This window comes from Bradyrhizobium sp. 2TAF36 (genome assembly GCF_052114925.1).
Lineage (GTDB): Bacteria > Pseudomonadota > Alphaproteobacteria > Rhizobiales > Xanthobacteraceae > Bradyrhizobium > Bradyrhizobium barranii.
In genome coordinates, this window is sequence record NZ_JBFRFR010000012.1 from 161,450 (window position 1) to 175,689 (window position 14,240).

Here is a 14,240-nt window from a genome sequence, read left to right on the forward strand (position 1 = left end):
CACCGGTGGACGTGGCGCCCTACTCCGCCGGATTAGCCGGCGTCGACACATCAGTGCCGGTGGCGGCCTTCGACGCCGCCGCCTTCTTCTCCACCATCCCGACCGCGATGATCGAGCCCTCGTAGAGCAGGAGCAGGGGGATCGCCAGCGAGCACTGGCTCAGCACGTCGGGCGGCGTCAGAACGGCCGCGATGACGAAGGCGATGACGATGAAATAGCGGCGCTTCTCGCGCAGCATCTTCGAGGTCACGATCCCAATACGCCCGAGCAGCGTCAGGATCACCGGAAGCTGGAAGGCGATGCCGAAGGCGAAGATCAGCGACATCATCAGCGACAGGTATTCGCCAACCTTGGGCAGGAGCTGGATCTGCGCGGTCTCGTCGCTGCCGGCCTGCTGCATGCCGAGCGAGAAGCGAACCAGCATCGGCAGCACCACGAAATAGACCAGCGCCGCGCCCAGCACGAAGAAGAACGGGGTGGCGACCAGATACGGCAGGAAGGCCTGCTTCTCGTGCTTGTAGAGTCCGGGCGCGACGAACTTGTAGATCTGCGTCGCGACGATCGGGAACGAAATGAAGCCGGCGCCGAACAACGCGAGCTTGAGCTGGGTGATGAAATATTCCAGCAGCGCCGTGTAGATGAACTTCGAATTCTCGGGACCCGCGACCCACACGAACGGCCAGACCAGCACGTTGTAGATCTGCTTGGCGAAGAAGAAGCAGAAGATGAAGGCCACGCCGAAGCCGAGCAGCGCCTTGATCAGCCGCGATCGCAGCTCGATCAGGTGGTCCATCAGAGGGGCTTTGCTGGCCTCGATATCGGCGTCGCTCATGACGCTTTGACGTCCTTGATCGCCTCAGGTGTCGCAGTGTCTTGAATGACCTGGGCCTGCTCGACCTCGCGGGTGATCGCGAGCGGCTCGTTCACGGCCGCATGCGCCTCGGCTTCCACGAAGGTCTCGGGCGTCGGCGCTTCCGGCGTGGTCGGTGTCGCCGGCGTTTCGGTTGAAATCGCCAGCGCTTCGCTTGAAGTCGCCGGCGCTTCGACGGCGGTGGTCGTGGTGGTCTCGGCCGGCTTGTCCAGCGCATCGACGCGGAGCGCGTCGCTGACATCCTTCTGGAGCGAGGTCATCAGATTGTTGCCGGCAAAGCCGGAAGCGGCTTCCTTGACCTCGTCAAAGCTCTTCTTGAGGTCGGCCATTTCGGCCTCGCGCATCGCTTCCTGGAACTGGCCCTGGAATTCGGCAGCCATCTTGCGGGCCTTGCCCATCCACTGCCCGACCATGCGCAGCACGCCCGGCAGCTCTTTCGGGCCGATGGCGACCAGAGCCACGACCCCGATCAGGACCAGTTCACTCCACCCGATGTCGAACATGAGGCCTTCCGTTCACGCCAGCCGCGACCGGCCCAATCCTTCGCGCTTAGGATCGGCGCCGTCACCCGCGTCTCGCGTACGCTTACTCAGACGGCCTTGCTGCCGACGTCGGACCGGGCCGCGGTCGGCGGCGCGGCGGCGTGCTCGATCGACTTGGCCGGCTCGGGCTTGTCGGCGACCTTGTCGTCGTCCTGCATGCCCTTCTTGAAGGCCTTGATGCCCTGGGCCACGTCGCCCATCAGATCCGAAATCTTGCCGCGGCCGAACAGCAGCAGGACGACTGCGATCACCAGGATCCAGTGCCAAATGCTAAGCGAACCCATCCTGCAACCCTCCAAACACACTTGGCCGGGGACCCGGCCGATCTTCCCGGAAACCTAGGCTTGGYAGGCCTCAAAAACAAGGACCAAGGCAGCGCCAATTCGCTGTTGGCGCTACGTAATCTTGCCAGTGTTAACTGGTCGCAGGGAGCCTCTAAGCGGCCGGGACGTCAGTCCTCGCTGCCACCCTCGCCGCCCTCATTGCCGCCTTCCGGCGTCTCGGGCTCGACCGCAGGCGCCAGCGCCAGATCCAGGTCCTCGCCCGGTTCCAGCGGATCCTCGTCCTCGCGCAGCTGCGGGTCATCCGACGGGGTCGGCACGCTGAATCCGGTCGGCAGGCGCGAATCCAGCAGGCCCGTGCCCTTCAGCTCCTCCAGGCCCGGCAGATCGCCAAGCTGTTCCAGGGTGAACTGCGACAGGAAGTCCTCGGTGGTTCCGAAGGTCAAGGGGCGGCCGGGCGTCTTGCGACGACCGCGCGGCTTGATCCAGCCGGTCTCCAGCAGCACGTCGAGCGTGCCCTTCGAGGTGACGACGCCGCGGATCTCTTCGATCTCGGCGCGCGTCACCGGCTGGTGATAGGCGATGATCGCCAGCACCTCGATCGCGGCGCGCGACAGGCGGCGGGTCTCGGTGCTCTCCCGCGTCATCAGCCAGGCGAGATCGCCGGCGGTACGGAAGGTCCATTTGTTGGYGACGCGCACGAGATTGACGCCGCGCAAGGCATAGTCGGCCTGGAGCTGTTCGAGCGCAGCCTTGACATCGACCCCATCAGGCATGCGCTTGGCCAGCGTCGCGGTGTCCAGCGGTTCATTCGAAGCAAACAGCAGCGCTTCCAGCAGCCGCAGCTCTTCAGGACGTGCCTGGGACTCGTTCTCCATCGGCTCGGCCTCTTCTACCCGCACTTCAGCCAGGCTTGCCATGGTAGCTTCTCCTTCTTGCACTTAACCGACCGGCGCATCAGGCGCAGGAGCTGCGTCCACGACCGGTTTCGGGCGCCCCTTCCGGAAATAGATGGGCGCGAACGCCTCTTTCTGGTTCAACTCGAGCTGACCTTCACGCACCAGTTCGAGCGCAGCCGCAAAGCTCGAGGCGAGCACCGTCGCGCGCTGCGTCGGATCGGCAACGTGCCGGAGCAGAAAGTCGTCGAGAACGCCCCAGTCGTCCTGTTCGCTGATGCTGCCGACAAGCCGCTCCAGCGTGGCGCGTGCCTCAGCGAGCGACCACACCGTGCGCTTGGCCAGATGCACGCTCGCCAGCACGCGCGACTGGCGCTGCGCGGCATAGGCGGTGAGCAGGTCGTACAGCGTCGCGGTGTATTTCGGGTGCTTGATCTCCGCGATCTGCTCTGGCTCGCCGCGCGGGAAGATGTCGCGCAGCAATTGCTGCCTGTTCATCAGCCGGTTGGCGGCTTCGCGAATGGCTTCCAGCCGGCGCAGGCGGTTGGCGAGCGCGGTCGCCATCTCTTCTGCGCTCGGGCCTTCCGCACTGGGCGGCTCCGGCAGCAGCAGGCGCGACTTCAGGAAGGCAAGCCAAGCCGCCATCACGAGATAATCGGCGGCAAGCTCCAGCCGGATCTTTCGCGCGGCTTCGATGAAGTGGAGGTACTGGTCGGCCAGCGCCAGGATCGAGATCTTGGCGAGATCGACCTTCTGCTGCCGCGCCAGCGCGAGCAACAGGTCGAGCGGGCCCTCATAGCCCTCTACGTCCACAACCAACGCCGGCTCACCCTCGGCGAGCTCTGCAGGCCGCCCGGTTTCAAACGATAGGATTTCTGCGGTCATGCGGATGCCGTGTTTGCCCGTGCGATCAATGCGTCCAGTTCGGCGCGTGCGGCCACCCGGTCGAACGGCTGCGGTGCCTTGCGCGACGCAAGTGCGGCCTTCGCGCGCGCCAGCGCCGTGCCGGACAGCTCAGGTGTCTGGCCGGCGACCTCGCGCATCTCCTCGATGTTGCCGTTGCAATGCAGGGCCATGTCGCAGCCGGCCGCGAAGATGGCGCGGGTCCGTTCGGCGATATCCCCCGACAGCGCGTTCATCGACACGTCATCACTCATTAACAAACCCTGGAACCCGATCACGCCGCGAATCACCTGAGTGATCATTGTCGCAGAAGTCGTCGCCGGATGGGCGGGGTCGACCGCGCTAAACACAACATGTGCAGTCATGGCCATCGGCAGGTCGGCCAGCGGCTTGAATGCCGCAAAGTCGGTCCGGTCGAGCTCATCCCTCGGAGCATCGACCGTCGGCAGTTTGAAATGGGTGTCGGCGGTGGCGCGTCCATGTCCGGGAATGTGCTTCAGAACCGGCAGCACGCCGCCCTGCTCCAGGCCCTCGGTGACCGCGCGCGCGATCGCGGCAACCTTGCCCGGCTCAGTGCCGTAAGCCCTGTTCCCAATGACGGCGTCGGCACCCGGCACCGGCACGTCAGCCAGCGGCAAGCAATCCACGGTAATGCCAAGATCGGTGAGATCCGACGCAATCAGCCGGGCGCTGAGGCGCGCAGCCGTCAATCCGAGTACCGAATCAGCGTCGTACAAGGTCGAGAAAATCGCGCCCGGCGGATAGACCGGCCAGTGCGGCGGGCCCAGCCGCTGCACCCGGCCCCCCTCCTGGTCGATCAGGACAGGCGCGTCAGCCGCGCCCGCAGCCGCCCGCAATTCCTCAACCAGCGCAGCAACTTGAGCCGGCGCCTCGACATTGCGCTTGAAGAGGATGAAGCCCCATGGGCGTTCGGCACGGATAAACTCCCGCTCGGCGGCGGTTAGTTCCGTTCCGGATACACCGGTAATGAAGGCCCGCGTGCTCATAACGGCCGATTAACCCTGCCCCGCGAGGGGGTCAAGGAAACGGCCGTTAATTCCTCTGGACGAAGCAGGCTGACAGGCCAGCGGACTTCAGGCTGTTGCAAGCCTGCGTCGCTTCCTCGGCCGAACCATAGGGTCCGGCGAAAGCGCGATAGACGACCCCCTTGCCCTTGTCGGTCAGATCGACCCGCTTGATCACCGGCGAGCGCGATCCAAGCACGCTGCCATATTTGCTCTGAAGCACCCGGTAGGACGCGGCCGCGCTGTCCTCGCTCTGCTGCGAGGAGACCTGCACGACGTAGCCGCCACCACCATTGCTGGCGGGCGTGATTTGCGTCGGGTTGGTCGCAGCCATCCGCTGCGGCACCTCCGCAACCGGCGTCGATTGCGGCGCAAGCGAGAGCGGCTGGTTGGCACTGGCATTGGCCGAAGTCGGCGGATTGCGCGGCGCAGGCGGTGCGGCGGGCCCGGCAACGGGCTTCGGCGCGGCTGCCGCCGGCTTGGCGGCCGCGGATTGCGGCGCGGTGCTATCGGTCTGATCGGCCCTCACGGCCACAGTCCTGATCGAGCGCGGCGTGTTGGCCGGCAGCGTGCCGTTGCTCGGGATTGGACCCGCGCTTGGCGGCGGGATCGTGGACGGCGACACGCTCGCGACCGTTGGCGGGTTCGCGTTCTGGTTCAGTGGCGGGAACACCACGCGCGGACCGCCCGCCTTGGCAGCGACGTCGACAGGCGCCTCTTCACGCGGCACGATCTTCTCGGAGCCATCGCCGCTCGCCATGCGATCCGGCACCTTGGCCGAGGAGTCGGTCGGCGCCGGCACGATCTTGGTCGGCGTGTTGTCCGCCTTGATGATCGGCGGCTCGCCGCTGCGAGGCGAACCGACATAGGTCTTGTAGGCGAAGGCCGCGCCAGTGCCGACCACGGCAAGCGCGAGGATCGCTGCGACCGTCATCATGCCGCCGCGCGGCTTCTTCGGCTCGTCGAGATCGGCCTCGGGATAGTCGCTCTGGAACGCGTAAGGATCGTCCGGATAGGCGGGATCGCGCTGATAATCCTGCTCGCCGCCCTCCAGCCGTCCATAAAGCGCATCGTCGTAGCGTGCCGGATCAGGTGGCTGATGCGGCTCCTGATAGGCTTGCTCCTGGTAAGCCTGATCATGCTGCTGGTGAGCGCGGCCCTGATGGGCCTGATCCTGATAGGCCTGCGCTTGATGGGCCTGATCCTGGTAAGCGTGGTCCTGATAGGCCTGCGGCTGATGGAAATCAGGCTCGGGCGCGGTCGGCTGAGCTGAATAGCGGTGCAATGGATGAACCGGGTTCACAGAAACGGGATAGTCGGGCTGCTCGGGCGCGGGCTGCGGCTGCACGTTGGCGCGCCGCATCCATGAGGGCGGCCCGGGCTGAGCCGGCGGCGCCTGCTCGGCATAATCCTGCCGATAGTCGTCCTGCGGATAGTCGTGGTCCTGATAGCTCTGCGTTGGCGGTGCCGGCGGCTGCGCGCTCGGCCGTCCCTGCGCTGCGAATGGATCGGTCTGTCCGATCAGGCGGGCGAGTTCGGCCAAGGGATCGTTGTCCGCCTTCCCATGCTGATCGCCACCGCGACCATAGCCATCGGAAGGAAACGTTCTGTCCTGATATCGTTCGGCCATCGTGATGATGCGTCCCTTCGGGAAAGCCGCGCGCCCCTCGACCAAGGCGCGGCTTTCGACCCACAAGGCATTCAACCAAGTCTAAGCGGTCCGGCTTCTGCCGGTTACCCCCAAAATTCCCCTTAAGTAGTTCGCCCCAAACTACCGCATCTCGTCCGGAGCATGGACGCCGAGGATGGCGAGGCCCGATGCCAGGACAGAGACGACGCCCTGGACCATGGCCAGTCGCGCCTTTGTAAGATCTGCATCATTATTGATAATGAAGCGTAAATAGGGCAAATCGCGCCCCTTCGTCCAAAGTGCGTGAAATTCGCTCGCTAAGTCATAGAGATAGAAGGCAATTCGGTGCGGCTCATGGGCCGCGGCGGCGGCCTCCAGCATGCGCGGAAAAATTGCGAGGCGCTTGAGCAGCTCGAGCTCGACCGGGTCCGACAGCCGTTCCACCGCCGACTCGCCGAGCCACGCGATCCGCTTGCCGGTATCCTCAGGCAGTTCCGGGAACACCTCGGCCCGGGCGTTGCGGAAGATCGAGTGGCCGCGGGCGTGGCCGTACTGGACGTAGAATACCGGGTTGTCGCGCGACTGCTCCATGACCTTGGCGAGGTCGAAGTCGAGCACCGCATCGTTCTTGCGGTAGAGCATCATGAAGCGGACGGCGTCCTGGCCGACCTCATCCACCACTTCGCGCAAGGTGACGAAGTCCCCGCTCCGCTTCGACATTTTCACCGGCTCGCCGTTGCGCAGCAACTTCACGAGCTGGACGATCTTGACGTCGAGCGCGCCCTTGCCGGATGTCGTCGCCTTCACCGCCGCCTGCATCCGCTTGATGTAGCCGCCATGGTCGGCGCCCCAGACGTCGATCATCTCGGCGAAGCCGCGATCGAACTTGTTCTTGTGGTAGGCGATATCCGAGGCGAAGTAGGTGTAGGAATTGTCCGACTTGATCAGCGGACGATCGACATCGTCGCCGTAAGCGGTCGCCTTGAACAGGAGCTGCTCGCGGTCTTCCCAATCCTCGACCGGCGCGCCCTTCGGCGGCGGCAGGCGGCCTTCATAGATGTCGCCCTTGGCCTTCAGGAAATCGATGGTCTCGGCAACCTTGTTGTTGCCGGTCTCGATCAGCGAGCGCTCGGAGAAAAACACGTCGTGGCGGATGTTGAGGGCTGCGAGATCGTCCTTGATCTCGTCCATCATCATCGCGATCGCCTTGGCGCGTACCGTCGGCAGCCACTCGGCCTCGCTCATCGCAAGGAGCTTGTCGCCGTGCTCCTTCGCCAGCGCCGCGCCCACCGGCTTCAGATAGTCGCCGGGATACAGCCCTTCCGGGATCGCGCCGATGCTTTCGCCAAGTGCCTCGCGGTACCGCAGGAAGGCGGAACGCGCGAGCACGTCGACCTGCGCACCGGCATCGTTGATGTAGTATTCGCGGGTGACGTCGTGGCCACCGAACTGGAGCAGGCTTGCCAGCGCGTCGCCGAACACGGCGCCGCGGCAATGGCCAACATGCATCGGTCCGGTCGGGTTCGCCGAGACGTATTCGACATTGACCTTGGAGCCACCGCGGACGCGGCCGTAGTCGGCCCCCTCGCGCAGCACCGTCCGCAACGCCTCGGCCCAGGCGGCCGGCTTCAGCGTCAGATTGATGAAGCCGGGACCGGCGACATCGACCTTGGCAATCAGCACGTCGGCACGGAGCCGCTCGGCGATCTGCTCGGCGAGGTCGCGGGGCTTTGCCTTTGCCTCTTTCGCAAGCACCATGGCGGCGTTGGTCGCCATGTCGCCATGGGAGGCGTCGCGCGGCGGCTCGACCACCACGCGCGAGAAATCGATACCCTCGGGCCAGTTGGCGTCCGCTGCGAGCGCGCGGCAGGCGGCGTGCACGCGTGCGAGCACGTCGGCGAACAGGTGCAGTGCTGAGGATGTGTCGGGCATGGCCGCCGCCTAACGCAAATCCGGGGTCGAGTCAAAGAGCCGCTGGTGCTCGGTCAGGGCGAAACGGTCGGTCATTCCGGCAATGAAATTGCCGATCCGGCGGGCCCGGTCGCCCTCATTGTCCGCCTCCGCCCCCAGCAGCCATTCCGGTGGCAGCTCACCGGGGGATGTCAGGTATTTTGCGAACAGGTCGAACAGAATCTGTTCCGCCTCCCCCATCACCCGCATCACCCGCTTGTGGCGGTACATGTGCTGATAGAGGAAGCGCTTGATGGCGGCCTCCTCCTCGGCAACCGCCGCCRGGAACGTGACCAGCGCCCGGCTCTGCCGGCGCACGTCCTGGGCTGATTGCGGTTTTACGACGGCGAGGTTCTTCTGCGCCTCCGAATACACCGCACCGATCAGGTGTGAGATCAGCTCGCGCACCAGCTCGGCGCCGCGCCGGACGTCTTCGAGATCGGGATAATGCGCTGAGGTCTCGGCGATGATCTCCGCGGTCAGCGGCATCACCTTGAGATCATCGAGATGGAACAGGCCGGCGCGCAGACCGTCATCGATGTCATGGGCGTCATAGGCGATGTCGTCGGCGATCGCGGCGACCTGCGCCTCCAGCGAGGCGAAGCTCCACAATTCGAGATCGTAGGTCTTGATGTAGTCGGCGATGCCGACCGGAATGCCATGCTCGCGATAGGGCCCGACCGGCGCGCCGCTGCGATCCGTCAGCGGGCCGTTGTGCTTGACGATGCCCTCCAGCGACTCCCAGGTCAGGTTGAGACCGTCGAACTCCGGATAGCGATGCTCGAGCGACGCGACGACCCGCAAGGTCTGGGCGTTGTGGTCGAAGCCGCCGAAATCTTTCAGGCAGGCATCCAGCGCCCGCTCGCCGGCGTGGCCGAACGGCGGATGGCCGAGATCATGAGCCAGCGCCAACGTTTCCGTGAGGTCCTCGTCCAACCCGAGCTGCCGGGCCAGGGCGCGAGCGATCTGCGCCACCTCCAGCGAATGGGTCAGCCGGGTGCGGTAGTGGTCGCCCTCGTGGAACACGAAGACCTGGGTCTTGTACTTCAGGCGGCGGAACGCGGTGGAGTGGATCACCCGGTCGCAATCCCGCCGGAACGGGCTGCGGGTCCGGCTCGGCGGCTCCACGACCAGCCGGCCGCGGCTGCGGTCGGGGTCGCAGGCATAGGGCGCACGGGGGGCTGCCATTCCGACGGACACGACGAATTTAGTCCCTATCCATTTGATTCTGCGTATGCTTGCACTTAACTATGCCGGACGCGGGATACCAAATGAATTGGGCAAGTGAAGTTGGTATGACCGCGGGACTATCGGAGACGAGCTATGACGACTGACGTGACCATCAGTGACCGCGCCGCACGCCGGATTGGGGAGATCCTCAAGGGCGAAGGTTCTGGCGCGATGCTGCGCATCTCCGTCGAGGGCGGCGGCTGCTCGGGCTTCCAGTACAAATTCGACATCGACCGCGACCGCACCGACGACGATCTTGTGATCGAGCAGGAGAATGCCGTCGTGCTGGTCGATTCCGCCTCCCAGCCGTTCCTGGCGGGCTCGCAGGTCGATTTCGTCGACGATCTGATCGGCGCCTCGTTCCGCGTCAACAATCCCAATGCGACGGCGTCCTGCGGGTGCGGGACCAGCTTCTCGATCTAGCCCGACTTAAAATCTGAAAAACAACCCCATGCAAAGTAGCCGGGAGCCGGCACGATGCATTTCGGACTTTACGAAAATCGTTTGACGCGTCGGGCAAATCAGGGGTAATTTGTGATCATCGCGAGGTCCCCAAGGGGGCTCGGCGGGTCCGTCCGATACAGTCTGACGCCGAAGCGGCCCCTGTCCAATCATTCTAGAAAGCTTAAATCTCGTCAGCGGCGCCAATAGCGGTATTAAATTATCCAATGCGCATTATTGATCGTCTGTTCTCTTGCCTCGCTCTATTCCTTGCAATCGCAGCCGTCCCGGTGCTTCCCGCGCGCGCGGCCGAAACCTGCCCGTTCATCAGCGCCCAGGAGCTCGCCCGTGCGATGCCGGCGCTCAAATGGTCACTGATTTCAAATCAGGACGGCCGCGGCTGCATCTACCAGGGCGGGCGCGGCGACACGATGATGTTGACCGTGTTCCGCAATCCCGACAAGGACCGCGCCAGGGAATTGTACGCGACCTTCGTCAAGACGCTTGGTGAGCGCATGCCGCTGAACGCAGTCGCGGGGATCGGCGACGAAGGCCAGGGCGGAACGAGCACCGCCGGCGCGGAGCGCCAGGAGGCCTCGGTCGTCGCCCTGTCCGGCGATTACATTCTGCAGATCAGCGTCTATCCGATCGGCCGGCGTGCCGACGACGCGCTGCTCGGGCCGATCACCGAAGCCGCGCGCGTTGCCATCGCCAACGTGAGCAAGAGCAGCGAGCGGTTTGGCAATTGCGAGTGGCTCACGGCCGCGGATGCCGACGGCTTTCTCGACAAGAGCACGCTGACGGTCCAGCGGACCGGCGCCGGCAGCTGCATGATGTTCGATCGCGAGGCCAACACCATGACCGTCGCGGTGATCGCGATGTCGCGCGACACCGTCATCAGCGTGATGAAGCGCGCGGGCCCGTGCAAACATTTGGCGATACCCGAGCTCGGCAGTGAAGCGTTCGGCGAGCATTCCTGCACCAAGGGCAACGGCAACGCCGTCAACATCTATGTCTGGAAGAACGGCAGGCAGGCTTCGATCCTGTTCGCGCCGGTCAAGCCGCATCCCGAGTCCGCCTCGGTCGAACGCCTGAAGGCGGTCGCCGGGCGCGTCTATGGAAAACTGTAGCGGCGCCGCGTTACATTGCCGGCGCACGCGCCAGTAGCTCAGCGGGACCAGCTTCTCGATCTGACCGGCTAGATGCCGGTCATCTGCCTTTCCTCGTCCGTCCACGCGACATCAAGCGGCGTCAGCTCCGGCTGAAGCGACGCGTCCTCCGACATCATGTGGCCGTCGAGCGCGCGCAGCAAGGCGGCGGCGAGTGCGGGCTTACGCAACGGCTTTGCCAAAAAATCCGACATGCCGGCCTCGCGGCAGATCTTGACGTCCTCGGGGAAGGCGTTGGCGGTCAGCGCGACGATCGGCAAGGCTTCGAAGCGCCCGCCTTGCGCGCGGATCGCCCGCGTCGCGGCAAGGCCGTCCATGTCCGGCATGCGCACGTCCATCAGCACGACATCGTAATCGCTCTCCGATGCAGCCTCGACCGCCTGGACGCCGTCGGTGACGACGCGCAGCTCGACCTCGAACGCCCCCAACATCTTGGTCACGACCATGCGGTTGACGGCGTCGTCCTCGGCCACCAGCACCTTCAGCGGCCGGTCGAGCCCCGCGATCCGCGCCTTGAGCTCGTCGGCTTCATCGCTGCCCGCGGCCTGGTCGGAGGCCTGAGCCTGGCTCCAGGGCAGCACCAGCGTGAAGCGGAAGGTCGAGCCCTCRCCCGGCGTCGAGGTGACGCCGATGGTGCCGCCCATCTGCTCGATGATGCGCCGGGAGATTGCAAGCCCAAGCCCGGTGCCGCCGAAGCGGCGACTGATCGAGGCGTCGGCCTGCGCGAAGTCGGAGAACAGCTCCCCGAGTTTCTCAGGCGCGATGCCGATGCCACTGTCGGTCACGGTCCATTCGACGGTCGCAAGCAGATCGCGGCGCGCCTGGCAGGTGGCCTTGATCGTCACCTCGCCTTCGTCGGTGAACTTTACCGCGTTGGAGGCGAGGTTGAGCAGCACCTGCCGGATCCGCGCGACATCACCGCGCAGCGTCGGCGGCAGGTTCGGGTCGAGCTCGACCTTGACGGCGAGCCCCTTGCTCTTGGCGCCTGCGCGCACGACGGTCGCAACCGTCTCGACCAGCGCCTGCGGCGCAAAGTCGATCGCCTCGAACGCGAAGCGTCCGGCCTCGAGCTTGGACAGATCGAGGATATCGTTGAGGATGCGCTGGAGATTGTCGCCGGACTCGCGGATCGAAGTGACGGCCTCGTGCTGCTCCGGATCGAGCCTGGTTTCCAGCAGCATGCTGGCAAGCCCGAGCACGCCGTTCATGGGCGTGCGGATCTCGTGGCTCATCACCGCGAGGAAGTCGGACTTCGCGCGGCTCTCGGCCTCCGCCTTTTCCGCACGCCAGCGCTCGGTGACGTCGCGGCCGAAGCCGCGATAGCCGAGGAACTGGCCGTCGCGGTCGTAGGCCGGCTTCGCGGTGAGCGACCACAGCCGCGCCTCGCCGCCGGCGACGACCTTGAGGTTCATCTCGTGCAGCGGCTCGCTCTGCTCCATCAGGCCGACGACGTTGTAGGCTGCGCTCTTGTCGTCGGGACAGAGCATGTCGAGCACGTCGACGAAATGCGAGCCCTTCAGCAGCGGAAGCGGAAGCTGCGCCACTTCGGCGAAGCGTTGGGGCACGTCGACGAGATGCCCTTCGGCGTCGGTCTGCCACAACCAGTCGCTGGCGTTCTCCTGAAAGTCCTTCAGCAGCAGCGAGATGATCTCGGTCTGACGTTCGAGCTCGAGCCGGGCCTTGAGATTGCCGAGGAACAGATTGCCCTGCGAGACGATGTTGCGCGCCATGAAGAACGCGAACAGCAGCAGGAACACCGCGGTCAGCAGATACGGGCCGGTGCCGCACAAGAACAGCGCGCCGGCGCAGGCCATCGTCACGGTCGCAAGATAGACGAGGCCCGCGCGCGGGAAGGTCGACAGCGTGAAGGCGCCGCCGGACATCATGCCGACCATCAGGCAGGCCAGGATGAGCTGACTGGTCGGCTCGACCCGGCTGAACAGCGCGAGCGGCAGCGTGCCCCAGATCGCCGCGAGGAAGAACGCCTGCCGCAGCATTTGCCGCGCGGCGCGCGGTGACGCTTCCTGCGGCGGGCTTTGATGCGACCGCCGCCACGCGCGCACGGCAAGTGAGGCGGTGACGGCGAGGGTCATGCCCCAGATCGCGAGGAAATCGTTCCAGCCCCTGCCCCAGAACAGGATCAGCACAATGGCGACGTTGAGCATGGTGACGGCCATGGTCACCGGGATCGCGCGCATCACCGCGTCGATCTGCTTGGCGCGGATGCGGCGCAGCTCGCGCTCGCTGAGATCGGCGGTCAGGCCGTCCTCGATCTCGAAGCCGCCGAGCCAGTACAGGAACGCGCCGATCAGGCCGTCGCGCGGCTCAGCTTGCTTCATGGATTTGTCCGGCCATCCCATTCGAAAAACCTTTTCGGTATCAATGGCCCGAGCCCGGCTTAAGCCGGGTTAATTTTGTGGGAGATTTTGCGGCGTCCTTGACGGGCGCGTTTGCAGTTTGTTCTAACCATGGCCCCTGCCCGGAGCCCCACCAATGCCCATCAGAATTGCTACCTGGAACGTGAACTCGGTCCGGCAGCGGATCGACCTGCTGCTGACCTGGCTGAAGGAATGCCAGCCGGACATCGTCTGCCTCCAGGAGATCAAATGCGTCGACGAGGCCTTCCCGCGGCTGGAGATCGAGGCGCTGGGCTACAACGTGGTCACCCACGGTCAGAAGACCTTCAACGGCGTCGCTTTGCTCTCGAAGCTCCGATTCGACGAGACCAAGTCGGGCCTCGCCGGCGACGACGAGGATGCTCATGCCCGTTTCCTCGAGGGCGTGGTCACGCTCAAGCACGGCGTGCTGCGCATCGCCTGCCTCTATCTGCCCAATGGCAATCCGGTCGGGACCGAGAAATATCCTTACAAGCTCAAATGGATGTCGCGGCTTCTTGAGTATTCGAGGGAGCGCCTCAAGGCCGAGGAGCCGCTGATCCTCGCAGGCGACTTCAACGTCATCCCGCAAGCCCGCGACGTCCATAATCCCGCCGCCTGGACCGAGGACGCCCTGTTCAAGGCCGAGACGCGGGAGAGCTTTCAGTCCCTGCTGGGCCTCGGCCTCACCGACGCGCTGCGCGCGGTCACCGACGAGCCCGGGCTCTACACCTTCTGGGACTACCAGGCCGGCGCCTGGCAGAAGAACCATGGCTTGAGGATCGACCATCTGCTGCTGTCGCCGCAGGCCAGCGACCGGCTCGCCAATGTCGGCATCGACAGCTATGTGCGGGCTTGGGAGAAGCCGTCGGACCACGTGCCGGTATGGGCGGATCTGGATCTGGAGGCGGCTTGAGCAGATGCCTG

Annotated in this window: 13 protein-coding genes; 3 read left to right on the forward strand and 10 right to left on the reverse strand. The window is 65.1% G+C overall.

The annotated features are described in order from the left end of the window. Nucleotides 1-19: 19 nt before the first annotated feature. From tatC to AB4Z51_RS09550, 9 genes are all read right to left on the reverse strand, one after another. The gene (tatC, locus tag AB4Z51_RS09510) at nucleotides 20-832 is read right to left on the reverse strand and encodes a twin-arginine translocase subunit TatC (protein ID WP_063983113.1); all 813 of its coding nucleotides are present in this window, start codon (nucleotides 830-832) and stop codon (nucleotides 20-22) included. Then, nucleotides 829-1,374 carry a Sec-independent protein translocase protein TatB gene (gene tatB / locus AB4Z51_RS09515; RefSeq protein ID WP_135213747.1) on the reverse strand — a complete coding sequence of 182 codons (546 nt, stop codon included), beginning with the start codon at nucleotides 1,372-1,374 and terminating at the stop codon, nucleotides 829-831. The genes tatC and tatB overlap by 4 nt, the downstream gene beginning before the upstream one ends. Before the next feature lie 86 nt (nucleotides 1,375-1,460). Further along, nucleotides 1,461-1,697: a twin-arginine translocase TatA/TatE family subunit gene (locus tag AB4Z51_RS09520; RefSeq protein ID WP_028156107.1), complete on the reverse strand. Its 237-nt coding sequence runs from the start codon at nucleotides 1,695-1,697 to the stop codon at nucleotides 1,461-1,463. Between the two features lie 167 nt (nucleotides 1,698-1,864). Beyond that, nucleotides 1,865-2,614 carry an SMC-Scp complex subunit ScpB gene (gene scpB / locus AB4Z51_RS09525; RefSeq protein WP_441497322.1) on the reverse strand — a complete coding sequence of 250 codons (750 nt, stop codon included), beginning with the start codon at nucleotides 2,612-2,614 and terminating at the stop codon, nucleotides 1,865-1,867. A gap of 21 nt (nucleotides 2,615-2,635) precedes the next feature. Beyond that, nucleotides 2,636-3,475, reverse strand: coding sequence for a segregation and condensation protein A (locus tag AB4Z51_RS09530; RefSeq protein WP_063983110.1), 840 nt, complete (start codon nucleotides 3,473-3,475; stop codon nucleotides 2,636-2,638). Further along, nucleotides 3,472-4,500: a beta-N-acetylhexosaminidase gene (nagZ, locus tag AB4Z51_RS09535; protein ID WP_135213748.1), complete on the reverse strand. Its 1,029-nt coding sequence runs from the start codon at nucleotides 4,498-4,500 to the stop codon at nucleotides 3,472-3,474. The genes AB4Z51_RS09530 and nagZ overlap by 4 nt, the downstream gene beginning before the upstream one ends. A 46-nt stretch (nucleotides 4,501-4,546) precedes the next feature. Next, on the reverse strand, nucleotides 4,547-6,148 hold the full coding sequence (locus AB4Z51_RS09540; protein ID WP_441497331.1) for an SPOR domain-containing protein: 1,602 nt from the start codon (nucleotides 6,146-6,148) through the stop codon (nucleotides 4,547-4,549). Nucleotides 6,149-6,289: 141 nt separating this feature from the next. Beyond that, on the reverse strand, nucleotides 6,290-8,080 hold the full coding sequence (gene argS, locus AB4Z51_RS09545) for an arginine--tRNA ligase (protein ID WP_135213749.1): 1,791 nt from the start codon (nucleotides 8,078-8,080) through the stop codon (nucleotides 6,290-6,292). Between the two features lie 9 nt (nucleotides 8,081-8,089). Next, a complete protein-coding gene (locus tag AB4Z51_RS09550) occupies nucleotides 8,090-9,298 on the reverse strand; it encodes a deoxyguanosinetriphosphate triphosphohydrolase (RefSeq protein ID WP_441497323.1) in 1,209 nt (402 codons plus the stop codon). Nucleotides 9,299-9,421: 123 nt separating this feature from the next. Here AB4Z51_RS09550 and erpA point away from each other — a divergent pair, with 123 nt between their 5' ends. Then, the gene (erpA, locus tag AB4Z51_RS09555) at nucleotides 9,422-9,751 is read left to right on the forward strand and encodes an iron-sulfur cluster insertion protein ErpA (RefSeq protein WP_014495044.1); all 330 of its coding nucleotides are present in this window, start codon (nucleotides 9,422-9,424) and stop codon (nucleotides 9,749-9,751) included. A gap of 245 nt (nucleotides 9,752-9,996) precedes the next feature. Beyond that, the gene (locus AB4Z51_RS09560) at nucleotides 9,997-10,899 is read left to right on the forward strand and encodes a hypothetical protein (protein WP_135213751.1); all 903 of its coding nucleotides are present in this window, start codon (nucleotides 9,997-9,999) and stop codon (nucleotides 10,897-10,899) included. Nucleotides 10,900-10,967: 68 nt separating this feature from the next. On the opposite strand, the gene AB4Z51_RS09565 is transcribed toward AB4Z51_RS09560, so the two are convergent. Continuing rightward, complete coding sequence (locus AB4Z51_RS09565; RefSeq protein WP_135213752.1) at nucleotides 10,968-13,298, reverse strand: hybrid sensor histidine kinase/response regulator; 2,331 nt, start codon at nucleotides 13,296-13,298, stop codon at nucleotides 10,968-10,970. 133 nt (nucleotides 13,299-13,431) lie between these two features. Here AB4Z51_RS09565 and xth point away from each other — a divergent pair, with 133 nt between their 5' ends. Beyond that, nucleotides 13,432-14,229 carry an exodeoxyribonuclease III gene (gene xth / locus AB4Z51_RS09570; protein WP_441497324.1) on the forward strand — a complete coding sequence of 266 codons (798 nt, stop codon included), beginning with the start codon at nucleotides 13,432-13,434 and terminating at the stop codon, nucleotides 14,227-14,229. Nucleotides 14,230-14,240 lie beyond the last annotated feature (11 nt).

Bases quoted from the DNA above. Each gene is read 5' to 3' on its own strand.
- AB4Z51_RS09520 (WP_028156107.1), bottom strand. From the start codon at position 1,697: ATGGGTTCGCTTAGCATTTGGCACTGGATCCTGGTGATCGCAGTCGTC.
- tatC (WP_063983113.1), bottom strand. From the start codon at position 832: ATGAGCGACGCCGATATCGAGGCCAGCAAAGCCCCTCTGATGGACCAC.
- xth (WP_441497324.1), top strand. From the start codon at position 13,432: ATGCCCATCAGAATTGCTACCTGGAACGTGAACTCGGTCCGGCAGCGG.
- erpA (WP_014495044.1), top strand. From the start codon at position 9,422: ATGACGACTGACGTGACCATCAGTGACCGCGCCGCACGCCGGATTGGG.
- AB4Z51_RS09540 (WP_441497331.1), bottom strand. From the start codon at position 6,148: ATGGCCGAACGATATCAGGACAGAACGTTTCCTTCCGATGGCTATGGT.
- tatB (WP_135213747.1), bottom strand. From the start codon at position 1,374: ATGTTCGACATCGGGTGGAGTGAACTGGTCCTGATCGGGGTCGTGGCT.
- AB4Z51_RS09560 (WP_135213751.1), top strand. From the start codon at position 9,997: ATGCGCATTATTGATCGTCTGTTCTCTTGCCTCGCTCTATTCCTTGCA.
- argS (WP_135213749.1), bottom strand. From the start codon at position 8,080: ATGCCCGACACATCCTCAGCACTGCACCTGTTCGCCGACGTGCTCGCA.
- nagZ (WP_135213748.1), bottom strand. From the start codon at position 4,500: ATGAGCACGCGGGCCTTCATTACCGGTGTATCCGGAACGGAACTAACC.
- AB4Z51_RS09530 (WP_063983110.1), bottom strand. From the start codon at position 3,475: ATGACCGCAGAAATCCTATCGTTTGAAACCGGGCGGCCTGCAGAGCTC.